The organism is Acidovorax sp. LjRoot66, assembly GCF_964253305.1.
Taxonomy (GTDB): domain Bacteria; phylum Pseudomonadota; class Gammaproteobacteria; order Burkholderiales; family Burkholderiaceae_C; genus Acidovorax.
In genome coordinates this window covers 2,676,700-2,699,138 of the sequence record NZ_CAXUQU020000001.1, presented here as the reverse complement: position 1 = coordinate 2,699,138, position 22,439 = coordinate 2,676,700, and the positions used below count along the sequence as shown (strand labels likewise).

20 protein-coding genes and 1 tRNA gene are annotated in these 22,439 nt (G+C 67.0%); 6 read left to right on the top strand and 15 right to left on the bottom strand.

Annotated features, from left to right (window positions below):
- Window positions 1-6: 6 nt before the first annotated feature.
- Window positions 7-375: a PilZ domain-containing protein gene (locus tag ACSQ3Y_RS12450; RefSeq protein WP_057206061.1), complete on the top strand. Its 369-nt coding sequence runs from the start codon at window positions 7-9 to the stop codon at window positions 373-375.
- 36 nt (window positions 376-411) lie between these two features.
- Here the strand turns inward: ACSQ3Y_RS12450 and ACSQ3Y_RS12445 are convergent, their stop codons facing one another.
- Both ACSQ3Y_RS12445 and ACSQ3Y_RS12440 read right to left on the bottom strand, forming a co-directional pair.
- Window positions 412-2,055, bottom strand: a complete 1,644-nt coding sequence (locus ACSQ3Y_RS12445) for a hypothetical protein (protein ID WP_436177458.1) — start codon at window positions 2,053-2,055, stop codon at window positions 412-414.
- Between the two features lie 168 nt (window positions 2,056-2,223).
- Window positions 2,224-3,915 (bottom strand): long-chain fatty acid--CoA ligase, encoded by a 1,692-nt coding sequence (locus tag ACSQ3Y_RS12440; protein WP_436177457.1) that lies wholly within the window; start codon window positions 3,913-3,915, stop codon window positions 2,224-2,226.
- Window positions 3,916-4,339: 424 nt separating this feature from the next.
- Between ACSQ3Y_RS12440 and ACSQ3Y_RS12435 the strand changes: the two genes are divergently transcribed.
- Window positions 4,340-5,716: a matrixin family metalloprotease gene (locus ACSQ3Y_RS12435; protein ID WP_436177456.1), complete on the top strand. Its 1,377-nt coding sequence runs from the start codon at window positions 4,340-4,342 to the stop codon at window positions 5,714-5,716.
- A 58-nt stretch (window positions 5,717-5,774) separates the two neighbouring features.
- Here ACSQ3Y_RS12435 and ACSQ3Y_RS12430 read toward each other — a convergent pair whose 3' ends face one another.
- A complete protein-coding gene (locus ACSQ3Y_RS12430) occupies window positions 5,775-6,473 on the bottom strand; it encodes a hypothetical protein (RefSeq protein WP_436177455.1) in 699 nt (232 codons plus the stop codon).
- Between the two features lie 221 nt (window positions 6,474-6,694).
- Here ACSQ3Y_RS12430 and ACSQ3Y_RS12425 point away from each other — a divergent pair, with 221 nt between their 5' ends.
- Together ACSQ3Y_RS12425 and ACSQ3Y_RS12420 are read left to right on the top strand one after the other, a co-directional pair.
- On the top strand, window positions 6,695-7,789 hold the full coding sequence (locus ACSQ3Y_RS12425; RefSeq protein WP_436177454.1) for a helix-turn-helix transcriptional regulator: 1,095 nt from the start codon (window positions 6,695-6,697) through the stop codon (window positions 7,787-7,789).
- Window positions 7,790-8,075: 286 nt separating this feature from the next.
- Window positions 8,076-9,224 carry a helix-turn-helix transcriptional regulator gene (locus tag ACSQ3Y_RS12420; protein WP_436177453.1) on the top strand — a complete coding sequence of 383 codons (1,149 nt, stop codon included), beginning with the start codon at window positions 8,076-8,078 and terminating at the stop codon, window positions 9,222-9,224.
- A gap of 79 nt (window positions 9,225-9,303) precedes the next feature.
- Here the strand turns inward: ACSQ3Y_RS12420 and ACSQ3Y_RS12415 are convergent.
- The 5 genes from ACSQ3Y_RS12415 to tolB form a co-directional block, all read right to left on the bottom strand.
- Window positions 9,304-9,379, bottom strand: a tRNA-Lys gene (locus tag ACSQ3Y_RS12415).
- Window positions 9,380-9,435: 56 nt separating this feature from the next.
- The gene (locus tag ACSQ3Y_RS12410; RefSeq protein ID WP_436180115.1) at window positions 9,436-10,251 is read right to left on the bottom strand and encodes a tRNA threonylcarbamoyladenosine dehydratase; all 816 of its coding nucleotides are present in this window, start codon (window positions 10,249-10,251) and stop codon (window positions 9,436-9,438) included.
- A 59-nt stretch (window positions 10,252-10,310) separates the two neighbouring features.
- Entirely contained in the window at window positions 10,311-11,105 is a 795-nt protein-coding gene (gene ybgF / locus ACSQ3Y_RS12405; RefSeq protein WP_082604401.1) for a tol-pal system protein YbgF, read from the bottom strand.
- The gene (gene pal / locus ACSQ3Y_RS12400; protein ID WP_057206050.1) at window positions 11,105-11,659 is read right to left on the bottom strand and encodes a peptidoglycan-associated lipoprotein Pal; all 555 of its coding nucleotides are present in this window, start codon (window positions 11,657-11,659) and stop codon (window positions 11,105-11,107) included. Before pal ends, ybgF begins: the two co-directional genes overlap by 1 nt.
- A gap of 44 nt (window positions 11,660-11,703) precedes the next feature.
- On the bottom strand, window positions 11,704-13,029 hold the full coding sequence (tolB, locus tag ACSQ3Y_RS12395) for a Tol-Pal system beta propeller repeat protein TolB (protein WP_057269811.1): 1,326 nt from the start codon (window positions 13,027-13,029) through the stop codon (window positions 11,704-11,706).
- Between the two features lie 186 nt (window positions 13,030-13,215).
- Here tolB and msbA point away from each other — a divergent pair, with 186 nt between their 5' ends.
- On the top strand, window positions 13,216-15,042 hold the full coding sequence (gene msbA / locus ACSQ3Y_RS12390) for a lipid A export permease/ATP-binding protein MsbA (RefSeq protein ID WP_057206046.1): 1,827 nt from the start codon (window positions 13,216-13,218) through the stop codon (window positions 15,040-15,042).
- A gap of 48 nt (window positions 15,043-15,090) precedes the next feature.
- Here msbA and ACSQ3Y_RS12385 read toward each other — a convergent pair whose 3' ends face one another.
- The 6 genes from ACSQ3Y_RS12385 to mltG all read right to left on the bottom strand — a co-directional run bounded on the left by ACSQ3Y_RS12385 (window position 15,091) and on the right by mltG (window position 19,752).
- Complete coding sequence (locus ACSQ3Y_RS12385; RefSeq protein WP_057206045.1) at window positions 15,091-15,777, bottom strand: ankyrin repeat domain-containing protein; 687 nt, start codon at window positions 15,775-15,777, stop codon at window positions 15,091-15,093.
- The gene (locus ACSQ3Y_RS12380) at window positions 15,774-16,580 is read right to left on the bottom strand and encodes a TatD family hydrolase (RefSeq protein WP_428000040.1); all 807 of its coding nucleotides are present in this window, start codon (window positions 16,578-16,580) and stop codon (window positions 15,774-15,776) included. The genes ACSQ3Y_RS12385 and ACSQ3Y_RS12380 overlap by 4 nt, the downstream gene beginning before the upstream one ends.
- Before the next feature lie 62 nt (window positions 16,581-16,642).
- A complete protein-coding gene (locus tag ACSQ3Y_RS12375) occupies window positions 16,643-17,002 on the bottom strand; it encodes a PilZ domain-containing protein (RefSeq protein ID WP_057206042.1) in 360 nt (119 codons plus the stop codon).
- A 16-nt stretch (window positions 17,003-17,018) separates the two neighbouring features.
- Window positions 17,019-18,029, bottom strand: a complete 1,011-nt coding sequence (locus tag ACSQ3Y_RS12370; protein WP_428000039.1) for a DNA polymerase III subunit delta' — start codon at window positions 18,027-18,029, stop codon at window positions 17,019-17,021.
- Window positions 18,026-18,709, bottom strand: a complete 684-nt coding sequence (gene tmk, locus ACSQ3Y_RS12365) for a dTMP kinase (RefSeq protein ID WP_305743982.1) — start codon at window positions 18,707-18,709, stop codon at window positions 18,026-18,028. The genes ACSQ3Y_RS12370 and tmk overlap by 4 nt, the downstream gene beginning before the upstream one ends.
- 53 nt (window positions 18,710-18,762) lie before the next feature.
- On the bottom strand, window positions 18,763-19,752 hold the full coding sequence (mltG, locus tag ACSQ3Y_RS12360; RefSeq protein WP_057206036.1) for an endolytic transglycosylase MltG: 990 nt from the start codon (window positions 19,750-19,752) through the stop codon (window positions 18,763-18,765).
- A 46-nt stretch (window positions 19,753-19,798) separates the two neighbouring features.
- Between mltG and ygfZ the strand changes: the two genes are divergently transcribed.
- Complete coding sequence (ygfZ, locus tag ACSQ3Y_RS12355) at window positions 19,799-20,716, top strand: CAF17-like 4Fe-4S cluster assembly/insertion protein YgfZ (RefSeq protein ID WP_057206034.1); 918 nt, start codon at window positions 19,799-19,801, stop codon at window positions 20,714-20,716.
- A 111-nt stretch (window positions 20,717-20,827) separates the two neighbouring features.
- On the opposite strand, the gene ACSQ3Y_RS12350 is transcribed toward ygfZ, so the two are convergent.
- Window positions 20,828-21,928, bottom strand: coding sequence for an IS5 family transposase (locus ACSQ3Y_RS12350; RefSeq protein ID WP_436177452.1), 1,101 nt, complete (start codon window positions 21,926-21,928; stop codon window positions 20,828-20,830).
- Between the last annotated feature and the right edge of the window lie 511 nt (window positions 21,929-22,439).

Genomic DNA, 22,439 nt, shown 5'->3' with positions numbered 1-22,439 from the left:
ACAGCCATGCCCCACGAACGCCGCCACTACGTCCGTGTCCAATTCGATGCCCCTGCGCTGCTCACCCTGGCAAGCAACGCCTTCAGTGTGCATGTGCAGGACCTGTCGCTCAAGGGAGCGCTGATTTCACTGCCTGCGCAGGCGGACGTGCGCGCCGGCATGCTGTGCCAGCTCACCATCCCGCTGCACGACACGGGCAACCACATCGGCATGTCCTGCGAGGTGGCGCACCTTGAGGGCCTGCACACCGGCCTGCTGTGCCGCTCCATCGACCTCGACAGCGTGACCCACCTGCGGCGCCTGATCGAGCTGCAGCTGGGCGACCCGGCGCTACTGGAGCGCGATCTGGCAGAGCTGACGCACACTGCGCATTGAGGGATCTTCAAAGATTCTTCTTTTCTCACACCATATTCAAGACCGCGCCTGCATCGCGACAATCACCGCCGCATCGATGGCATCGGGCATCTCGGCCTGCCTTTGCCGTAGGTAGGCCAGCACGGACATCCCCTCCGGCCAGGGGTCATGCAGCTCCGGCCAGTTGCCCCACCCCCAGATCCGCCCGCGCGCCCATAGGTGGATGCCACGTGTGCAGGGCGCATGGGGGTCTGCACCGTTCTCCAGCAGTAGCGTTACCAGCGGCAGGCACAACGGCCGCAGCATGCTGCCGCGTACGCACAGCAGGCCTGCCACTGCCCCGAGCAGGCTCCCCGCGTAGCAGGCCGAGGGCGGTGATTCACCCTCGTGCCGAGTCTCCAGGTCGTCCACCTGCAGCGACACCTCCATGGCCGCACTCACCCCACGATCCAGCACCCGGCGCAGCGTGTCGATCACAATCTGGCAGGCATTCGCATCCAGGCGCGAGGCGAGCTTGCCACTGGCATTGCTGGGCTCATACCAATACACGGTGAGCAGCGGCTCCACTACTTCCTCCTGGAAGATCTCGGGATCCTTCCAGTAGTCCACCCCAACACCAGCGTCAAGCAGGTCCTGCGCCAGACGCAAATCCCGCAGCGCCCCGGTGTAGTTGCGCATTACCAAACGCAGCGCAGGATATTCCCGCCAGAGCGGTGTTTCCAGATCCACCCCGGCCGCAGCCAACTGCGCCGGGGTCTGCGCATCCCGGTATCCCCTGCACATGCGGGTGAGCCGCTCCACGTCGCTCATCTGAGCAGGCGGAACCGAGCGCGCACCACTGGTGGTCAGCACCTTGAGAACATCGGCCCGGTCTTCAAAGAACTCCACGCTGTGGAACAGCAGGCTGCCGGTTTCCTGCCCGGAGTGGTCGTCGACCAGCAGGGCATTCACGTCCACACCGGGTTGCGCCAATAGCCATTGGAGTAGTTTGGCATGCGTGCTCACCGGCCGCACCACGCGCTCCAGGCGCGACAGCTTGGGCAGATCCGCGCCAGATGCATGTAACAGGCCCGAGAGCATGGCTTCGCGCTGATTGCCGCCGCAGGCACCGATCAGATCGGCGACCTCGGCCGCCCAGGGCAGGCAGGCAGGCCAGTCGACCTTGGCGTCGTGCAGGGCGCGCACCGATTTCACCAGGCCCGCGCGCAGGGCAAGCACCATGATGGGCACGCCATCGGCCGTGGCGTTGGGCGATGCACCGGCCTTGACCTCCTTGGCGAGTGCGCTGTCCTTGGCCTCCATTACCAGCTCGTACAGGCGCTCGCCTTCGGACAGCACCGGCTTGGGAAACGCCTTGGCCGGGACGCGCTTGCCGGCGTGGTAGTACGTGGTGGACGATTCCCCGACCTGGCTGTTGAAGACGTGCACCCGCAGGTAGTCGGCGCCTGCGGCATGCCAGGCCTGGATCTGCGGTTTCTCGAGCGGATCGTGCGCGGATGTGTCGACCGTGCAGCGCAGCGTGGTGCCCAGCAGGGACGCACTCATCACCACGGGACCGTCCCAGTACTGGAAAATGCGCTCCAAAGGCTCGTGCAAGGCGCAACCAGGGGCTTGCATGGCAGCTTTCAGCAGGGCATGCAGCTGGGCCAGCGCAGCGGCGTCAGAGCCGATGCAGGTGAAGCTATAGGTGTTGGCAGACATGAAACGGCGGGCGCACGATGGCGCCAGGAAGGCGGTGCACCAAGCCTACCAGCGCTTTGTGCCGCGATTGCGGTCTCTGGACGGCACTGGACAAATTGGCAAGTGCCAAGGCCTGCCAATGCCCAATGTTCAGTGAGCAATGGTCAAGTTGCCAGCGCCGTGCAGGCCTCAGGCCGCCTCCGCCTCCTGCAGATGCCGCCACATCACCTTGCCGCTGCCGCTCTTGGGCAAGGCATTCACGAATTGCACGATGCGCGGCACCTTGTACACCGCCATGTTCTCGCGGCACCAGTCGATGATCTGCTGCTCGGTCGTGTCCTGGTGCGAGGGGCGCAGCACCACCACGGCCTTGACGGTCTCGCCCCGGTAGGCGTCGCGTGCCGAGATGATGCAGGCCTCCTGGATGGCCGGGTGGCGGAACATCAGCGCCTCCACCTCGGCCGGCCAGACCTTGAAACCGCTGGCATTGATCATGCGTTTGAGGCGGTCGGTGAGGAAGAAGTAGCCCTCCTCGTCCATGCGCCCCAGGTCGCCCGAGCGGAAGAAGCGCTTGCCCTCGAACTCGACGAAGGCGCTGGCCGTGGCGTCGGGCCGCTTCCAGTAGCCCTCGAACACCTCGGGGCCGCGCATGATGATCTCGCCCTGCTCGCCCACGGCCACCTCCTGCAGCGTGTCGGGGTCTACCACGCGCGCATCGGTGCCCATGAAGGGGATGCCCAGGCACTGTTGCTTGGGGTGGTCGGGCGGGTTCGAGTGCGATGGCGCGGCCGTCTCCGTCAGGCCATAGCCTTCGGTATAGCGCAGGCCATATTGCTCAAGCAGGCGCTGGGCCACGGCCTGCGGCATGGCCGCCCCGCCGCCGCCGATGTAGACCAGGCTGGAGAGGTCATAGCTGGCGAAGTTGGGGCTGTTGAGCAGGTCGATGACCATGGTCGGGATGTTGGTCCAGTTGGTCACCTTGTAGCGCGAGATCAGGCGCCCGGCCAGGTCCCGGTCCCAGCGGGGCATGACCACGATGGTGGCGGCGCAGTAGATGGAGGTGTGCAGCACGCTCACCATGCCGGTAATGTGGAACATGGGCACCACCGACAGGGTGACGTTGTCCGCCGAGCCAGAACCCCACAGCGCGCTGGCCACGGCGTTGTGCATGATGCTCTTGTGCAGGTGCATGCAGCCCTTGGGCAGGCCCGTGGTGCCGCTGGTGTAGGGCAGCAGCGCCAAGTCAGCGGGGCCCACCACCAGCGCAGGTGGCGCATCGCTGCAGGCCAGCGCCTCGGCAAAGGCGTGCACTGTGCCACCGTCGAGCGCAGGCAGCGCATGCTGCGTGCACAGCCACTCCTTCCATGCGTCGGGCGGGGCGTCGGCCCCCTGCACGTCGGCATCGAAGGCATCGGTGAAGTGCGTCACCACCAGGTGCGCCAGGCGCTCATTCGGTGCCAGGGCGTTGCTGGCCTTGGCCAGCTCGGGCGCCAGGTCGGCCGTAGTGAACGCCACCTTGGTATCGGGGTCGGTGATGTAGTGCTTGAGCTCCTCGGCCCGGTTCATGGGGTTGACCGGCACCACCACGGCATTGGCGCGCAGGATGGCGAAATGCGCCATCACCAGTTGCGGGCAGTTCTGCATGCACAGCACCACGCGGTCGCCGCGTTGCACACCCAGTTGCGCCAGGCGCGCGGCCAGCCGCTCGGCGCCCTCCACCAGGGCCCGATAGCTGAGCTGGCGGCCAAAGAACACCAGCGCCGTCTTGTCGGGATAGCGCTGCGCGCTGATGGCCAGGTTGTCCCACAGCGAGGTGGCGGGCAAGGTGATTGAATGGGGCAGCCGGCGGGGCCAGAAAGCGTAGTGGGGGCGTGTGGACATGGATGGAATGGGGAGAATGGTTTCTTTCCTTCAACGCCAGAGCCTAGGGGCCAGCCCCATCCGTGGCATTGGGGATGCCACTTAGGCGGGGTCGCGCAGGTGACGGCGCCGTCGACCATTTCCCTTGCCGAAGCCACTCCATGCGCAAACGCGGCGGCGCAAGGGAAATGCTGCCGAGCTAGGCCGGCATTCCTTCAATGGCCCGAACAGATATCGTGACATTGTGTTTTTCGTCACAGCGCAGCGGTCGCCTCGGTGATAAATTCTGTTTCGTGCTTGCAAATGCACGGGATATGCCCTTGCACCTGCAACCGCGGCCCGAAGGCAACCCCGCCGGGGCGGTGTGCCACTTCGGCGAGGCATTGTCCAAGGGCACTGGGCAGCCAGTTGCCACCATCCAACCGCCGAGACATTCGACACCACCATGGCCACCGTTTCCGACCTCCAGAACATCCGCTTCTCGGGCAACTACAAGGCCGATTCCCTGCTGGAAAACCCAGCCCCGTGGAATTTCATCCCCGATGGCCGCAAGGTGCTGTACTACACCTTCGACGTGAGCACGGGCAGCGTGGCCGATCGGGATTCGAGCACCACCCTGACTTCATTCAATTCCTCACAGATGCAGGCAGCGCGCCAGATCATGGCGTATTCCAGCCAGGTCACGGGCATCACCTTCACCGAAGTGGGCAGTTCGTCCCAGGCAGACATCCACTTCGCGGCGACCAACCTGCAGGGCCGCACGACGGCGGGGCTGAACTCCTCGTTCTACAACTACAGCTTCACGGGGCCCGAACAGACGCTGACGTCGCTTAATGCCGAATCGGTGGTCTACCTGGATAACGTGGAGTTCGCGAGCATCAACAACACCCCCACGGCCGGCGGCCTGGGCTATGAGGTGCTGCTGCACGAGGTGGGCCATGCATTGGGTCTGGCGCACCCATTCGACTCCCCCCGCCCCCTGCCCACGGCCGAGGACAATACCAACAACACGGTGATGTCGTACACCGATGCTGGCCAGTACAAGACCACCTTCCAGGCCTATGACCTGTTGGCGCTGGACTGGATCTACGGCCGGGACGGCCTGGGCGGCACCTACGGGTTCAACTCGACCAGTGGCCCGACGCTGACCTTCCCCACGACGCCGACCACGCCCACGACACCCACTACCCCAACGACCCCGACCACACCCACGACGCCAACGGGCACGGCCGGTGCAGACACGTTCACCAGCACCAATGCCAACGAGACGTTCAACGGCCTGGGGGGCCTGGACACCCTAGTTGCCCGGGGCAATCGCGGCGACTATTCGCTGCAGCCCAAGAGCGGTGGCGGCTGGACGCTGGGCGACGGGGTCCCCAGCCGCGACGGGGTGGATACCCTGCTGCAGATCGAGCGGGTCAAGTTCACGGATGGTTTTGTGGCGCTGGACCTGGACGGTGCTGCGGGCACGGCCGCACGCATGGTCGGTGCGCTGCTCGGCCCTGCCGGCCTGAACAACCGCAGCGTGGTCGGCATCGTGCTCAAGGCGGTGGACGCCGGCTCGACCCCCTTGCAGGTCGCGCAATTTGGCATCAGTACACTGCTGGGGGCCTCGGCCACGCCAGAGCAGGTGGTGAGCCTGCTGTACGCCAATCTGGTGGGCGTCGCGGCCGATGCCAATACGGTCCAGTCGCTGGCGGCCGTCATCAAGTCGGGCGCCTACACCAATGCATCGTTCGCAGTGGCTGCGGCCAACCTGGACCTGAATGCCGCGCACATCAACCTGGTCGGGCTCAGCAGCCAGGGGCTGGAATACATCTGAAGCAGCTCGGCCCGGCCCGGTTCAGGCAGAACCGGGCCGTGACCGACGGGCCACCCCGTCATTGGCACTGCGCCAGGCGCGACAGCGAGGACAGATAGTCCAGACGCTGCAGCGGCGGGTTGGCCTGGGCCTGGTAGGCATAGACGCTGGGCTGGTCAGGCGTGGGCACGGCGGTGTCGGCACCGACGCAGATCGCCCCCTGGGCATAGCAGCGCACATGGAAAGCCGAGGCGGTGGACGTCATGGTCGGGGCGGTCAGCAGCTGTGGAAAGGTTTTTTCCGCCCAGTCGAGCACACAGTCCAGCGGCTGCGAGACGCCTGTGCCACCCAACCCGCGCAGAGCATAAGCTGCATTCGGCATGAAAACGTTCAGTTGGGATCCGCGCGACCCTGGGCCCGACGGCACAAAGCGCACCAGCGCCGAGCAAACCGCCCCCGGCTGGAGCAAGGTGTTGCTGCAGCCATCCGATTCCGGGGGGATGGTGAAGTCGCTTGCAATGACCATTGCGCAACCGATCCCGGTACAGAGCGGTGACACGGCTGCGATGCTTGAGATCACCTTGCCCAATTGCACGGGAGATGGGCCGCGGTTGGCCACCCGCAGGGTTTGCGTGGCGGATGAATGCACAGCAACCTTGCCAAACTGGAAGTCCCCCACGGGTTCGATGATCTCCACCTGGGCATGGGCCGGCAGGCACGCCAGGCAGATCGCGCCCAGAGCAGCCAGAGAATTGCGGGAAAACAGGGTCCGTGTCACGTTGGTTCCTTGTGAGTGGGAATCGATGGAAGCGCCCGGTATGAGAACGTGTTGACGCTCGAAGAGTGGGCACAAGTATTCATGGCCATGCAAATTACCCGCGAACCTTTCGACGCGCCCCACCCCGATGGGATGGGGTGTTGCAGGCAGCCCGCAGGCTGCGTTGACCGGGTGCCGGGCGGGTTCTAGATTGGCGGCCTTCCGTTTTTGTTTTCATCGCCATGCCCACCCCCTTCCGACCCGACCGCCACGCCCTTGCGCGCCTGCACCGCATGGCCAGCCTGGAGGCGGGTGGCATGCAGCTCATCGAGCCATTGCTGCAGGAGCTGCGCCGGGTGGTGGGCTTTGACTTCGGCTGCATGCTGTACCCCGGCAGCGATGGCGAGCTGATGAACTATGCGCAGGAGCCCATGCAGTCGGTGGCGCGGGATTACTTCGATGCACGCATCCTGCGCAGCGAGCGCCAGGTGCTGGTGCGCAGTCCACGCGATTTCGGCGAGGTAGTGCGCCACGAGCATGGCCCCAGGCTGATGCGCGAGCAGATGGCGGTGCCTCTCACAGAGCTGCTGCGCAGTGACTATTACGACGCGGTGATGCGGCCCACCGGCGCCAAGGACTACATGAGCCTGGTGCTGCGCACCGCGCAGGGTGTGGGCCTGGCTGTGATCCACCTTTTCCGCGATGCCTCGGCCCCGGACTTCACGCCGCAGGACGCGGCCCTGCTGGCCCGACTGGAGGCCCATCTGGCGCGTGCGCTGCAGCAGGGCGAACGCGATGCACAGGGCAGCGAGGTGCACAGCCAGGGGGTGCTGGTCGCCACGCCGCAGGGGCGGCTGATGTGGATCTCGCCTGAGGCCGAGGCGCTGATGCCCCTGGCCTTCGGCTGGGGCTGGCGCCGAGGCGCCCAACTGCCCCCCGCGCTGCAGGAACTGCTGCGGCGGCTCAACGCACAGCAACCCGTCGAGATGTCCCTGCCCGCGATGGAACTGTTCACAGCGCAGGGCTGGTTCTCGCTGCGCGCCACACACCTGACCCCAGCGCCGCAGGAGCGGCAGGACCGCCAGGCGGTGGCCCTGCACATCACGCGGCGCGTGGCGCACGGGGTGCGGCTGCTGTCGGCACTGCAGACGCTGGGCCTGCCGCAGCGCCAGCACGAGCTGGCCTGGTGGCTGGCGCGCGGCCTGCCCGAATCACAGATCGCCCAGCGCATGGGCATCAGCCTCAACACCGCCGTGTACCACCGCCGCCAGCTCTACAACCGTCTGGGTGTGATGGGGCGAGACGAGCTTCTGGCGCAGATTGGCAGGAAAACGTGAATTCATTCACGAATGCGTGCCAAATCGCTCCGCCCACAAAAAAAGCTCCCCGGTGCCAGGCAGCAACAGGGGCTTTTGTATTGCAGGCAGTGCGCAGGAAAACCCCATCCGCTTGATGGCCGGGGCGTTCCTCGTGGGTTGCGCAGGCTAGCGGCCTGTGGCCCTGCGCACCCCACCCCCGGCAGATAGGGTGTTGCAGGGCGGTGCACCGGGGTATTGACCCAACGCGGCACGGCTCCTAGATTCGGGTTCTCATCCCCACCACCGCTCCACCGGATCGCACAACATGCCCTCGCCCAGCTCCACCGGGCAAGCCATTGCACGCTTGCAGCACATGACCCGCATGGAGGTGAGCGGGCCATCCATGATCGGGCCGCTGCTGCAGGCGCTGCACGGGGTGATCGGCTTTGAGTCCAGCGCGTACATGCACCCCGCAGACACGGGCGACCTGGCGGTGCACATGGAAGTGCCGACCGTCCAGGCAGTGGTGGCCGACTACTTTGATCCGCGCATCCTGCGCAGCGAGCGCCAGGTACTGGTGCGCAGTTCGCGCGACTTTGACGAGGCAGTGCGGTACGAGCAAGGGCCCCAGTTGCTCGGGCAATTGGTGCGGGTGCCCATGCCCGAGTTGGAGCGCAGCGATTTCTACAACGTGGTGATGCGGCCCATGGGGGCCACAGACTGCATGAGCCTGGTGCTGCGCACGCCGCGAGGGCAAGGAATAGGTGCGCTCAAGTTCTACCGCGAAGCGGGGTCGCCAGCTTTCGGGCCCGATGAGGTTGCGGCGCTCTCGCGGCTGGAGCCCTGCCTGGCGCACATCCTGCAGGATGATGCCCAAGCCAGCGCCAACGACAGCGAGGCGCACAGCCAGGGCATGCTCATCACCACACCCCAGGGGCGGTTGCTGTGGCTGTCGCCCGAGGCCGAGGCCCTGCTGCCCCTGGCCTTCGGCTGGCGCTGGCGGCGTGGTGCGGGGCTGCCCCAGGAATTGCAGGAACTGCTGCAACACATGCGCGCACAGCAACCCATAGGGCTGCCCACCAGGGAGGTGCGCACCGTGCATGGCGATTTTTCGGTGCGCGCCACTCCCATGGAGGCGGCCACCGGCATGGGCCAGGCCGTCGGGATTCACATCATGCAGCGCGTCCCGCGCGAGGCGCGCCTGCAAGCGTTTCTGCAGACCCAGAGTCTTTCGCAGCGCCAGCAGGAACTCGCGTACTGGCTCGCGCTCGACCTGCCGGAGTCGCAGATCGCCGTGCGCATGCACATCAGCGCCAACACCGTGGTCTACCACCGCCGCCAGCTCTACAACAGCCTGGGCCTGCAGGACCGGGGAGAATTGATGAGATGGCTGTCAGCGCAAGGCAGTGGCTGGCCCACGGAGTCAGCCCCGACAGCGCTGCAGCAGAACGCAGGCCAGCAAGCCTGTGGGTAGGGGCTGGGCTGAATTCCCAATGTGGGAACAAAAAGCAAAAAGCGCTACAGCCTTGAGAGCTGTAGCGCCTTGCGTATCCTGGTGGGACGTGCGGGGGTCGAACCCACGACAAACGGATTAAAAGTCCGCTGCTCTACCAACTGAGCTAACGTCCCATCATTGCAACTGCCGCATGCCCATCGCTGAACCTTGGCTGCTGCAAAGCCTAAGATTATAGCTTGATTTTTAGGGGTTTCAGCGGACCTTGGGCCAGACGGTCGATCACCCAGCCCGCCGCGCACTGGCCGAAGGTCGCCGTCACAGCCACCACCGAGCCGTAGCCGTGGCAGTTGAGCGAGCCGTCGCCGCCCTCGATGGCGCACGAGGCGTCGGGCTGCGCCACGGCTTCGCGGCTGAAGACGCAGGTAATGCCGATCTTGCGGCCCTCGCGCGGGGCGCCATGGTGCTTGCGCAACTGGTAGCGCAGCTGGGCCAGCAAGGGGTCGTGCGTGGTGGCCGACAGGTCGTCGATGTCCACCTTGTGCGCCTGGCGCTTGCCGCCGGCCGCGCCCACACTGATGAACGCCTGGCCCGTGGCGCGGGCCCACACGGCCATGGCGGTCTTGGCCTTGATCTGGTCGCAGGCGTCGATCACCGCGTCCACCGGGTCGCTGCCCAGCAACTGGGGCCAGTTGCCCGGCTCCACGAACTCGTCGATACAGCGCACATCGCATTCGGGGTTGATCAGCGCGATGCGGTCGCGCATGGCCTCGATCTTGGCCTGCCCCACCGTGGTGGACAGGGCGTGGATCTGGCGGTTGATGTTGGACTCGGAGACATGGTCCAGGTCCACCAGGGTGAGGCGCGCCACGCCGCTGCGGGCCAGCGCCTCGGCAGACCAGGAGCCTACGCCGCCGATGCCCACGACCACCACGTGCGAGGCGCGAATGCGCCTGGCACCCTCCACGCCATACAGGCGCTCAAGGCCGCCAAAACGCCGCTGCGTAACCTCGTCGGTCGCATCATCGGCAAATGGAACCATGGGCATGGGAGCGGTTTCGCTCCCGACCAGCAGTTCCTTGACCTCGGGCGTTGGGTCCGCGGTGCTCACTTCATCCGCGCCAGGCGTTCCTTGGCGGCCATGGCCGCTTCGGACTGGGGATAGGCCCGGGCCAGATCTTCCAGCGTCTTGCGCGCGGCCTTGGCGTCCTTCAATTCCACCTGGCAGTTGGCGATCGACAGGGCAGCCTCCGGCGCACGCGCGTGCGTGGGCGCCTCGGCCAGCAGGGCCTTGAAGTTGTTGATGGCCTCCTTGTAGTCGCGCGCGGCGTACTGGCCATTGCCCAGCCAGAAGCGGGCCGACGGCACATAGCCGCTGCGCGGGTACTGGCGGATCAGGTTGCCGAAGGCCTGGTTGGACTCGGGAAACTTGCCGGCGCGGAAAATGGCCAGCGCAGCTTCGAAGTCCTTCTTCTCGGCGGCGTCGGCCTGGAACTCCAGGCCATCCACCGTGACCTTGATGGGCTCGAACTGGCGCAGGCGCTCGTCCACCCCTTGGGCGATGTCCTTCTGGCGGCGCTGCAGCTCGGACACTTCGCGTGTCAACTGCTCGTTCTGACCCTGCAGGCGGGCGTTCTCGCTGCGCAGGGTCTCGATCTGGGTCTGCAGCTCCAGCAGGCCTCGGCGCAACTGGGCGGTGTCCTCGTTGGCACGGCGCAGTTCGTCGGCTGTGCGCTGCTGGGCTTGCTGCATGGCGTCCACGCGCTGGCGCACTTCGAGGATGGCGCGGCGCGCCTCCCCGTCCTCGAAGATGGCTGCGTGCGCACCTGGCAGCGCCACACAGGCCAGCGCAAAGCCTGCGGCCACGGACCGCAGGGGTTGGGAAAGGCTGAATCCGGGCATCAACGGTACGACAGCTCGGCGCGGCGGTTCTGCGCGTGCGCGTCTTCACTGTTGCCAGGGGCGGCAGGCTTTTCCTTGCCGAAGCTCACGGCTTCGACCTGGGAATCCGGCACGCCCAGAAGGCCCAGCGAACGGCGCACGGCTTCGGCGCGCTTCTGGCCCAGGGCCAGGTTGTACTCGCGGCCACCGCGGTCATCGGTGTGGCCTTCAATCATGACCTTGCGGCCGGAGTTGGCCTTGATGAAGCGCGAATGGGCTTCGAGCAGCGACTGGAACTCGGACTTGATGACGTAGCTGTCGTAGTCGAAGTAGACGATGCGTGCCACGCCCACAGGGCCTTGCGCATTGGCGCCAGAGCCGGTCAGGTCCAGGGGGGCGACGGTGCTCTGGCCGGTGTTGCCCGTGTTGGCACCGCCTGGGTTGGTACCCATGGTCGAGCTGGCGCCCTTGTCTTCCACCGGCACATCGTCGAGCTTGACGCCAGAGCTGCAGCCGGCCACGAGGGCGGTGACGGTAAGGGCAAGGGTAAAACGCTTGAGTTTGCTGCTGATCATCCAAAATTCTCCTGGAAACTAGATTGTGAAAAGTGCTGAAAAGTTCATTGCTTCTGGAACGGGCCCCAATCGGGCTCGCGGATGTCTCCAGGCTGGCCAGCCAGGCGTGCCTTGATTTTTCCGTCCAACGTGGTGGTCATGAGCGCCTCGCGGCCCTGCTGCTGCGTGGCATACACGATGAGGCGGCTGTTGGGCGCAAAGCTGGGGTTCTCGTCGGCCGAGGTATCGGTGATGGCGGTGACGGTGCCTGAGGCCAAGTCCATCACGTGCAGTTTGAAGGCCCCGCCCACGCGGGAAATGTAGGCCAACCACTTGCCATCGGGGCTGATGCTGGGCGAGATGTTGTAGGACCCCGTGAAGGTCACGCGTTCGGCACTGCCGCCGCCCGAGGGCACGCGGTAGACCTGGGGCGCACCGCCCCGGTCGCTCACGAAGTAGATGCTGCGGCCGTCGGCAGAGAACATGGGTTCGGTGTCGATGCCGGGGCTTTGCATCAGGCGCTTGGGCTCGCCGCCATTGGCGTCGATCAGGTACAGCTGCGAGCCGCCATCGCGGCTCAGCGTCACGGCCAGATTGCGGCCGTCGGGTGACCAGGCCGGCGCGCTGTTGGAGCCGCGAAAGTTGGCCACCAGCCGGCGCTGGGCCGAGGCGACCTGGTGGACATACACCACGGGCTTGCGCGACTCGAACGACACGTAAGCGATCTGCCCGCCCGAGGGCGACCAGGCCGGCGAGATGATGGGCTCAGGGCTCGACAGGGCCGATTGCGCATTTTCGCCATCGGCATCGGCCACCCACAGGCTGTAGCGGCTACCGGTCTTGGTGACGTAGACGATGCGGGTGGAGAAGACCCCCCGCTCGCCCGTGAGCTTTTCGTAGACGAAGTCGGCAATGCGGTGCGCCACCAGCCGCAGGTCGGCCTGTGACACGGCGAAGCTCTGGCCGCCCAGGTCCTGGCCCTTGACCACGTCCCACAGCCGAAAGCGCACATCGTAGCGGCCGTCGGGTGTGCGCGTCACGCTGCCGGTCACCAGCGAATCGGCCGTCTTCTGGCGCCACAGGGCCACATCGGGGCGCGAGGTCTCGTCGAGCACCACGCCCGCAGTGTCTACCGCGCGGAACTGGCCGCTGCGCTCCAAATCGGCCTGCACGATGGCGCCGATCTTCTGCGGGGCCTGCGCTTCGCCACGGAAGGGGGCGATGGCAATCGGCAGTTGGGTCAGGCCCACGCCCGTGACTTCCACGCGGAACTGCGCGAGGGCGGGCAAGGAGGCAGTGGAGGCAAGCGCGGCCAGAACCTGGCGGCGCATGGGACGCGGCAGGGCCGCTTGGAGGGATGTGTTGGAGTTGGTGTTGTGATCTGTGGTCATTGGCAGCCGCAGTAGCCGAACAAATGCCGGTTGGCAGCGCCAATGTTACACACTGGAGAAGATGCGCTGTGACAAACTGTGCAGGGGCTCATGGTCAATTGCCGCACTGCAGCACGAACATGCGCGAGAGATGCCCTCTCGCGTGCCAGGGGACATCCCGCAGGGGCGCCTTAGAATCCGCTGCACATGCAAGCCACTGATCCGAGCGCCACGGGCCCCGCTGCGCCGCCCGCCCCCCCTGCCCCCACCCTCACCGCCCGCCTGGCGCGGCTTTCCGTGTATTTCGGCAACCAGCGGCTGGCCTGGGGCCTGGCCATCGCGGCGACCCTGGTGGGTGCCGCCACGGAGCCGCTGATCCCCGCGCTGCTGCAGCCCCTGCTGGACCGCGGCTTCACCCAGGGCAACCTGCCGCTGTGGGCAGTGCCCCTGGCCATCATGGGGGTGTTCCTGGTGCGCGGCCTGGCGCAATTCGTGGGCCAGTACGCGCTGGCGCGCATCGCCAACGAAGGCATGCTGCTGCTGCGCCGTGCGCTGTTCGACCGCGTGCTGGCGGCCGAGATGGGGCTGTTCTCGCGCCAGTCCGCCAGCGCGCTGTCCAACACCGTGGTCTACGAGGTGCAGACAGGGGCCACGCTGCTGGTGCAGGCCCTGCTGGGCCTGTCGCGCGACGGCTTCACGCTGCTGGCGCTGCTGGGCTACCTGCTGTACCTGAACTGGCAGCTCACGCTGATCGTGGCCGTGGTGGTGCCCGGCGTCGCGTGGATCATGAAGACCCTGTCCAAGCGCCTGTACACCCTGACCAAGAGCAGCCAGCAGGCCACCGATGAGCTGGCCTATGTGGTCGAAGAGAACGTGCTGGCCCACCGCATGGTGCGCCTGCACGGCGCGCAAGAGGGCCAATCGAAGCGCTTCGCAGGCCTGAGCCAGAGCCTGCGCGGCCTGGCCATCAAGTCCACCATCGCCTCGGCCGCGATGACGCCACTCACGCAGCTGCTGGCCGCCGCCGCGCTGTCGGTGGTGATCTGCATTGCGCTGTGGCAAAGCCGCGGCACGCTGAACGCCAAGGACGTGACCGTGGGCGGCTTCGTCTCGTTCATCACCGCCATGCTGATGCTGATCGCCCCCATCCGCCGCCTGGCGGACGTGGCCAACCCCATTACGCGCGGCGTGGCGGCGCTGGAGCGCGGCCTGGCCCTGCTGGGCGACACAGGGGCAGAGCAAGGGGGCAGCTACCGCACGGAGCGGGCCCAGGGCGCGCTGGAGCTGCGCGATGTGTCCGTATCGTTCGGCCCCGACAACGCGCCGGCCCTGGACGGCGTAAGCCTCAGCGTGGCACCCGGCGAGATCGTGGCGCTGGTCGGCCCCTCGGGTGCGGGCAAGACCACGCTGGTGAACCTGCTGCCGCGCTTTATCGCCACCTCGTCGGGCGCCGTGCTGCTCGATGGCCACCCCGTGCAGGAATGGGACCTCGCCGCGCTTCGCACCCAGATCGCCATGGTCAGCCAGGACGTGGTGATGTTCAACGACACCATTGCCGCCAACGTGGCGCTGGGCCATGCGGTGGACGATGGCAAGGTGCTGGCCTGCCTGGCCGCCGCCAACCTGGCGGACCACGTGGCATCGCTCGCGCAGGGCATCCACACCGTGGTGGGGCACAACGCCACCCAGCTCTCGGGCGGGCAACGCCAGCGCCTGGCGATTGCACGCGCGCTCTACAAGGACGCGCCCATCCTCATCCTGGACGAGGCCACCTCGGCGCTGGACACGGAATCCGAACGCCTGGTTCAGGACGCGCTGAACCGGCTGATGCAGGGGCGCACCACGCTGGTGATCGCCCACCGCCTGTCCACCATCGAGCATGCGGACCGCGTGGTGGTGATGGAGCAGGGCCGCATCGCCGAGCAAGGCACGCACGCCCAACTCGTGGCCGCAGGCGGCCTGTATGCGCGCTTGCAGAGCCGGCCTGCCACGGCCGCAAGGCCCACCTTAGCCGAAGCGCCAGCGGCGGACTGACGACCGACGGCCGGCCCTGGCTTCAGGCCAGAGGCCGTGTCCTGCGCATCACCACTTGCCCGCGTTGGGCTGGCGGCGGCGGATGGCCGTGGCGATCTTCTCGGCCGCTTCGGTGCGGCTCACGCGCATCGCGAAGTCCACGGCCGTCAGGCCCAGCTGGTTCTTGAGCGTGGGGTCGGCCCCCTCGTTGAGCAGCAGTTGCACGGCATCGTTGGAGCCGTACTGCGCGGCCATCATCAGCGGCGTGGTGCCGTTGGGCGACGTCGCGTCGATGTAGGCATGATTCTCCAGCAGCATGCCGATGATGCGCACGTGCTCCTGCTTGATGCCCGAGGCGGCATAGTGCAGCGGCGCCCAGCCTTCCTTGTTCACATCGGCATCGCGCGCCATGAGGGCCTTGACGGCGTCGACGTTGCCCTTGAGCGCGGCCATCATCAACGGGCTTTCGTCCTGCTGGTTGCGGGTCTCCACCTTCAGGCGCCGGTTGGCGATGAGGGCGGCAAACACCTTGAGCGACTCGGCCTGGATCGCCAGTGTCAGCCCCACCTGCCCCTTCGGGTCGCGGATGTTGGGGTCGAACCCGCGGCGCAGCAGGTTGTTGACGGTGTCGGCGTCGTCGCGCTCCACGGCAGAAAAGAAGTCCTCGTAGGCACCCGCCCAGGCGGTAGCGGCACCGGTGGCCAGTGCCAGGGCGCCCAACAGCGCCGTGCGGCGGCGCAGCGTGTGGCTCGTCATGCGTTCACTCCCTTGAACAAGGTCTCGAAATTGCGGCTGGTGGCCTCGGCCACTTCCTCCACGGCAATGCCGCGGGTTTGCGCCACCTGCCTGGCCACATGGGGCACATAGGCAGGGCTATTGGTCTTGCCCCGGTAGGGCACGGGGGCCAGGTAGGGGCTGTCGGTCTCGATCAGCATGCGGTCCAGTGGCACGAAGGCCACCACGTCGCGCAGCTCCTGCGCCGTCTTGAAGGTGATGATGCCCGAGAAGGAAATGTAGTACCCGAGGTCCAGCGCCGCCCGCGCCACCTGCATGGACTCGGTGAAGCAGTGGAACACGCCGCCCGCCAGGTTGCCCGCGCCGTCCTCGCCCTCTTCCTTGAGGATGGCCAGCGTGTCGTCCGACGCGCTGCGGGTGTGGATCACCAGCGGCTTGGCGCAGCCGCGCGCGGCGCGGATGTGGGTGCGAAAGCGCTCGCGCTGCCACTCCAGGTCGGCAATGCTGCGCCCGCCCTTGCGATCTTCCATGCCGTAGTAGTCGAGGCCCGTCTCGCCGATGGCCACCACGCGCGGCAGGGCGGCGCGGTCGAGCAGGTCCTGCACCGAGGGCTCGGTCACGCCCTCATTGTCGGGGTGCACGCCCACCGTGCTCCAGAAGTTGCTGTGCGCCAGCGCCAAGGCATGCACGTCGCCGAACTCCTCCATGGTGGTGCAGATGCACAGGGCCCGGTCCACCGAGGCCTCGGCCATGGCCTGGCGGATGGCCGGGAGCTGGTCAACCAGGCCGGGATAGGTGAGGTGGCAATGCGAATCAACGAACATGTGGTTTCAAAATGGAAAAAGCCGACCAGCCTGCGCGGGTCGGCATAGGGTGCGACAAGCTTTCAGATCGTCTGGGTGGGACGGTCCGAACCCAGCGAAGTTCCCAGCAGCTCCTCGATCTTGAGCTTGAGCTGGCGCGACTTCTCGTCCTTGGGGAACTGGATGCCCACGCCCTGCGTGCGGTTGCCGGCAGCACGGGCGGGGGTCACCCAGGCCACGCGGCCGGCCACGGGGTAGCGCTGGGTGTCGTCGGGCAAGGTCAGCAGCACATACACATCGTCGCCGAGCTTGTAGTCGCGCTGGGTGGGCACAAAAATGCCCCCTTCGACGAAAAAGGGAATATAGGCCGCATACAAGGCCGCCTTTTCCTTGATGGCCAGCTGCATGACGCTGGGGCGGGGGGCGGTGGATGGACTGCTCATGGTGGGTGGGACGGCTTCAGTGCCTGGAGTGTAGGGTGTTTCGCGCCTGGGCGACAAGCGCCTCCAGCATGAGTCCGGCATTGAAGGGGTGGTCGGCCGTGCGCGCCGCCTTGGCCAGCGCCTTGGACCAGCGCGTCAACGGGCCCAGCGGCGGTGGCGTGGGCAGGTCGGCCGGGGCAAAGTAGCGCGGCGCGGCACCCACGCTGGCGGCCAGCAGGTCATGGCAGAGCTTTTGCAGCGCGTCGATCACCTGTGCGGGCGACCAGTCACCCAGCGCCGTGGCATCACCGCGTGCCACGGCCTGCGGCAGCAGGGCCCAGGCCTGCGGGCTGCGGCCCGAGCGGGCCAGGGCCAGCGCATCGTCGGGCCGCCCGCCTGCGGCACGCAGAAAGGCCGGCGCCGCATCGGCGGCAATGCCCTGCCCCTTGAGCCAGGCCAGCATCTCGGCCTCGGCCGGCCAGACCATGGTGTGGCCCAGGCAGCGGCTGCGGATGGTGGGCAGCAACTGGTGCGCGGCCTCGCTGGCCAGCACGAAACGCACGTCGCCCGGCGGCTCCTCCAGCGTCTTGAGCAGGGCGTTGGCCGTGATGTGGTTCATCTGCTCGGCGGGGTACACCAGCACCGCCTTGCCACGCCCGCGCGCCGAGGTGCGCTGCGAGAACTCCACCGCATCGCGCATGGCCTCCACGCGGATCTCGCGGCTGGCCTTGCGCTTCTTGTCGTCGATGTCGGCCTGCGCCTTCTCCGACAGCGGCCAGCCCAGGGCCATCATCTGCACCTCGGGCATCAGCACGCACAGGTCGGCATGCGTGCGCACCTCGATGGCATGGCAGCTGCCGCACTGGCCGCAGGCGCCATCGGCCGTGGGCCGGTCGCACAGCCAGGCACGCACCATCTCCAGGCCCAGGGCGTACTGGCCCAGGCCCGAGGGGCCCTGCAGCAGCCAGGCATGGCCGCGCTGGCCGAGCAAGGTGCTGCGCTGCGCGGCGATCCAGGGTGCCAGCGGGGTGGTGGTGGCGTCGCTCATGCCAGGTCCTTCGGCGTGGGCACCATGATGGACAGCCAGCCCTTGCGCACGAACACGCTGGTCAGCTGCTGCCAGACACGGTGGCGGTCCAGCGCGGCATCGAGCCGGGCAAAGCGCGCGGGCTCCACGGCGGCGCGGTCGGCATAGCCCTGGGCCACACGGCGAAAGAACTCCACGGGCTGCGCCTCGAAGCGGTCGGGCACGCGGGCGCCGGCCAGGCGCTCGGCCGCCACCTCGGGCGCCAGATCAAACCAGACGGTCAGGTCCGGGTTGCGCAAGGTGCCAGCGCCGGCCCCTGGCACGAGACCGCCCTGGGCCATGCGCTCCAGCGTGGACAGGGTCATGAGGTCGAAGCCCCGCCCCGCCCCCTGGTAGGCAAAGGTGGCATCGGTGAAGCGGTCGCACAGCACCACATCGCCCCGGGCAAGGGCCGGTTCGATCACATTGCACAGGTGGTCGCGGCGGGCGGCAAAGATCAGCAGCGACTCGGTCAGCGGGTCCATGGCGTCGTTCAGCACCATCTCGCGCAGCTTTTCGGCCAGCGGCGTGCCGCCGGGCTCGCGGCTCACCGTCACCGTGCGGCCTTGCGAGCGGAATGCCGAGGCCAGCCCTTCGATGTGCGAGGACTTGCCGGCACCGTCGATGCCTTCAAAGGTGATGAAGAGGCCGGGTCGTGACATGAAAACCTTTGTCCAGAGTATGCAGGCGGGAGAGCATGGCGCGCTGAGGCAGCCTACTGCTGCCCGCGCTGGTAGCGGTTGACGGCACGGTTGTGCTCGTCCAGCGAGGCGCTGAAGTGGCTGGTGCCGTCGCCCTTGGCCACGAAGTACAGCGCCTTGGTGCGCTCGGGCTGCACGGCGGCCAGCAGCGAGGCCTTGCCGGGCATGGCAATCGGGGTCGGGGGCAGGCCGCCTCGGGTGTAGGTGTTCCAGGGCGTATCGGCCAGCAGGTCGCGCCGGCGCAGGTTGCCATCGAACTTCTCGCCCAGGCCGTAGATCACCGTGGGGTCGGTCTGCAGCAGCATGCCGGTGCGCAGGCGATTCACGAACACGCCGGCGATCTGTGCGCGGTCGCTGGCGCGGCCGGTTTCCTTCTCGACGATGCTGGCCAGGACCAGCGCCTCATCGGCGGACTTGAGCGGTGTGTCGGCCGAGCGCTGGCTCCAGGCGGCTTCAAGCTTGCGGTCCATGGCGTGCAGGGCGCGGCGCAGCACCGCCAGGTCGCTCGATCCCTTGGCGTAGGTGTAGGTGTCCGGGAAGAAGCGGCCCTCGGGCGCCACGCCGGGGCGGCCCAGCTGCGCCATCAGCGCCTCGTCGGTCAGGCCCTTGGAGTCGGGCTTGATCTGGTCGTCGTTGGCCAGGGCCTGGCGCACCTGGCGGAAGTTCCAGCCCTCCACCAGCGTCAGCGCGCGCAGCGCCTCCTCGCCACGCACCAGCTTGGCCAGCAGGCTGCGCGGCGTGGTACCGAGCGGGATCTCGTAGTTGCCGGCCTTGATCATGCGGTCCTGCCCCGAAAATCGGAACCAGGCATAGAGCAGTTGCGCATCGGTGCGCACACCGGCGGCCACCACGTCGCGGGCCACGCCGCGAGGCGTGGTGCCGGGCTCGATGGCCAGCTCCAGCGGCTCGTTGCCAACCATGGGCAGGGGCTGGTGCAGCCACCAGAAGGCGGCTCCACCTGCGGCGATCACGATCACCAAGAGAAAAACCAGTAAGCGTCGCACAACCCTGCTGCCTGTAGATAAAGGGAGCGGGCATCATAATTCAGCCATGACCCAGCTTCCCCTGAATGGCATTGCCCCTCTGTCGCACCTTGGCGTGATCCGCGTGGAAGGCGAAGACGCCGCCAAGTTCCTCCACGGCCAGCTCACGCAGGACTATGCCCTGCTGGGCTTGGGCGAGGCGCGGCTGTCGGCTTTTCTCTCGGCCAAGGGCCGCATGCAGGCCAGCATGATCGGCTTCAAGCGCAGCCCGACCGAGGTGCTGCTACTGATCAGCCAGGACCTGCTGGCCACCACGCTCAAGCGCCTGTCGATGTTCGTGATGCGCGCCAAGGCCAAACTGACCGATGCGTCCGCGGACTTCGCCCTGTATGGCCTGGCGGGCGACACCGTCGTCGCCGTGGCCGGCAGCACGGCCCCGGCCTGGACCAAGGCAGACTTTGGCTCCGCCAGCGTGATCCACCTCTACCCTGCTGCCGGTCAGCCGCGCGCCCTGTGGGTGGCGCCCTCCTCCGAACCCGCTCCGGCAGGTCCTGCGCTCGACCCTGCCCTGTGGCAGTGGAGCGAGGTGCAAAGCGGCGTACCTACCTTGACCCAGCCGTTGTTCGAGGCGTTCGTGCCGCAGATGCTCAATTACGAGTCGGTCGGTGGCGTGAACTTCAAGAAGGGCTGCTACCCCGGCCAGGAGGTGGTGGCGCGCAGCCAGTTCCGCGGCACGCTCAAGCGGCGGGGGTACATCGCGCATGCCGGCAGTGCGGTGGCGGTGGGGGCGGAGGTGTTTGCGGCTAGTGATCTGGAGCAACCTTGCGGGACGGTGGTGCAGGTGGCTGCTGCACCTGGTGGGGGTTTTGACCTGATTCTCTCGATGCAGATTTCTGCGGCTGACAGTCCACTGCAGGTGGGTGCTCCGGAAGGGGTGGCGCTCACACTGCAGCCGTTGCCTTACGCTTTGCTTGACGATATCTGATCAGTTTGTAGGGAGGCATGCCGCATGCCTTGCTTGAGTGCGGAGGCCGGGTCTCGGCCCGGCGGCCGAGGCACTTGTTCTTTGCTTCGCCAAAGAGGGTGTAGAAGAAATCTATTTCAACCGCCCCAACAACATCCGAGCCTGCGCAAGCCACACCCACGCAGCCGCATAGAACGGCTTGCGGTCGTGGTGCATCACCAGCCTGCGGTTGCGCTCCAGCCATGCATGGGTGCGCTCCACGACCCAGCGCTTCTTGGCGATGGGGGCAGGCCGCTCGTCGCTCCACAGCGGCTGCTGGGCATCGTCCCAGCGGTGGCGGGCACTGTGGCGCACGATGCGCACCTGTACGTGGTGCGCCTTCTCGATCTGCTGGGCGCATTGCCCGGCGTACGCGCTGTCGGCCCACAACGTCTTGAACGAGCCATCTGTGCGCTTGCACGCCTGTGCTACCGCTTGCGCGGCCGCGTCGCGGTCCTGCACGGCTGCACTGGTGATCACCACCGCAAGCAGCAGGCCCAGCGTGTCCACGACCAGATGGCGCTTGCGCCCCTGCACCTTCTTGCCTGCATCGAAGCCCAAGGTACCACCCTGAGGGCTGCCCCGGTTGGACTGCGAGTCGATGATGGCCTCGCTGGGCTGCGCAGCGCGCTCCAGGCGTTGGCGCCATTGCTGGCGCAGACGCTCGTGCAGCGCTTCGAACTTGCCTTGGCGGGCCCAGTTGACGAAGGCCTTCTGCACGGACTGCCAGGGCGGATAGATCTGCACCGGCAGGTTGCGCCAGGACGAGCCGGTGCGCAGCACATAGCAGCAGGCATCGACAACGCTACGCCGCGAGTAGGTGGCCGGTCTGCCACGCGAGCCCCGTTGGGGCTCGAACAGGTCCTGCGCCAGCGCCCATTCGGCATCGGTCAGGGCACCGGCAATGGCGTTGCCGGATTGACTGGCGGGCCGATGCTGGGCGGTGTAGCCGTAGCGCGTGCCAGGCTGACCAGGCTGCGAGCGGGACAGCTGCGACTTGGGCCGCGCTCGCTGCAGGCCGGCAGCCTTCAGTGCTGCGCGCAGAGTCACCGTGCTGGGGGCGCTGCGGCCCATGTGATCGGCCCAGGCCAGCGCCAACTCGGGCAGCGTGGCCTGCGGGTTGTCGCGCACCACCTCGCGCAAGGTGGCGTACTCGCCAGGGGGGATCACGGGTGGTCGGCCTGTCTTTGCCATTGCGCTGCTCCTGCTTGGTCAATGCGGCGCTATTATAATTTATTTCTTCTACACCCTCAAAGAAAAGTATCCAAAAGAAAGGCGACCCCGCTGCCCGTGTCCCCACTCGCCCGTTGGGCGAGTGGGGCAGCCTGCGATGCTCGGTCCTGGGGTGACGCCGAAGAACTCCCTGCGCTGCCTCTGCGAGGCAGCTCCGGTCAAACAGCTTCGGCGAGCCAGACAACGATGCGCGTGTCCTTCGGCACGCGCTCACCCCAGGCCCTGCGCTTCTCGGCACGGTCAGAAGGGGGTGGGAGCGGGCTCCATTCGGGCCATTGCTTCGCTCGGCTCGGTGCGCCGTCGCTGCGCTCGGCCAGGGCAGAGCGATCGCGCCCAAATTGTCGGCAGCGCGCATCGCGCGCGTCCCCGACCCCAGGCGCAGCTGCGAAGCAGCAGCCGTGTTTGCCCCCGCTCCCCACCCCTGCTGGCTGCGCCGAGAAGCGCAGGAGCTGGGGTGGGCGTGTGCGCCGAA

Bases quoted from the DNA above. Each gene is read 5' to 3' on its own strand.
- ACSQ3Y_RS12450 (WP_057206061.1), top strand. From the start codon at position 7: ATGCCCCACGAACGCCGCCACTACGTCCGTGTCCAATTCGATGCCCCT.
- ACSQ3Y_RS12445 (WP_436177458.1), bottom strand. From the start codon at position 2,055: ATGTCTGCCAACACCTATAGCTTCACCTGCATCGGCTCTGACGCCGCT.
- ACSQ3Y_RS12440 (WP_436177457.1), bottom strand. From the start codon at position 3,915: ATGTCCACACGCCCCCACTACGCTTTCTGGCCCCGCCGGCTGCCCCAT.
- ACSQ3Y_RS12435 (WP_436177456.1), top strand. From the start codon at position 4,340: ATGGCCACCGTTTCCGACCTCCAGAACATCCGCTTCTCGGGCAACTAC.
- ACSQ3Y_RS12425 (WP_436177454.1), top strand. From the start codon at position 6,695: ATGCCCACCCCCTTCCGACCCGACCGCCACGCCCTTGCGCGCCTGCAC.
- ACSQ3Y_RS12420 (WP_436177453.1), top strand. From the start codon at position 8,076: ATGCCCTCGCCCAGCTCCACCGGGCAAGCCATTGCACGCTTGCAGCAC.
- ACSQ3Y_RS12410 (WP_436180115.1), bottom strand. From the start codon at position 10,251: ATGCCCATGGTTCCATTTGCCGATGATGCGACCGACGAGGTTACGCAG.
- ybgF (WP_082604401.1), bottom strand. From the start codon at position 11,105: ATGCCCGGATTCAGCCTTTCCCAACCCCTGCGGTCCGTGGCCGCAGGC.
- pal (WP_057206050.1), bottom strand. From the start codon at position 11,659: ATGATCAGCAGCAAACTCAAGCGTTTTACCCTTGCCCTTACCGTCACC.
- tolB (WP_057269811.1), bottom strand. From the start codon at position 13,029: ATGACCACAGATCACAACACCAACTCCAACACATCCCTCCAAGCGGCC.
- msbA (WP_057206046.1), top strand. From the start codon at position 13,216: ATGCAAGCCACTGATCCGAGCGCCACGGGCCCCGCTGCGCCGCCCGCC.
- ACSQ3Y_RS12385 (WP_057206045.1), bottom strand. From the start codon at position 15,777: ATGACGAGCCACACGCTGCGCCGCCGCACGGCGCTGTTGGGCGCCCTG.
- ACSQ3Y_RS12380 (WP_428000040.1), bottom strand. From the start codon at position 16,580: ATGTTCGTTGATTCGCATTGCCACCTCACCTATCCCGGCCTGGTTGAC.
- ACSQ3Y_RS12375 (WP_057206042.1), bottom strand. From the start codon at position 17,002: ATGAGCAGTCCATCCACCGCCCCCCGCCCCAGCGTCATGCAGCTGGCC.
- ACSQ3Y_RS12370 (WP_428000039.1), bottom strand. From the start codon at position 18,029: ATGAGCGACGCCACCACCACCCCGCTGGCACCCTGGATCGCCGCGCAG.
- tmk (WP_305743982.1), bottom strand. From the start codon at position 18,709: ATGTCACGACCCGGCCTCTTCATCACCTTTGAAGGCATCGACGGTGCC.
- ygfZ (WP_057206034.1), top strand. From the start codon at position 19,799: ATGACCCAGCTTCCCCTGAATGGCATTGCCCCTCTGTCGCACCTTGGC.
- ACSQ3Y_RS12350 (WP_436177452.1), bottom strand. From the start codon at position 21,928: ATGGCAAAGACAGGCCGACCACCCGTGATCCCCCCTGGCGAGTACGCC.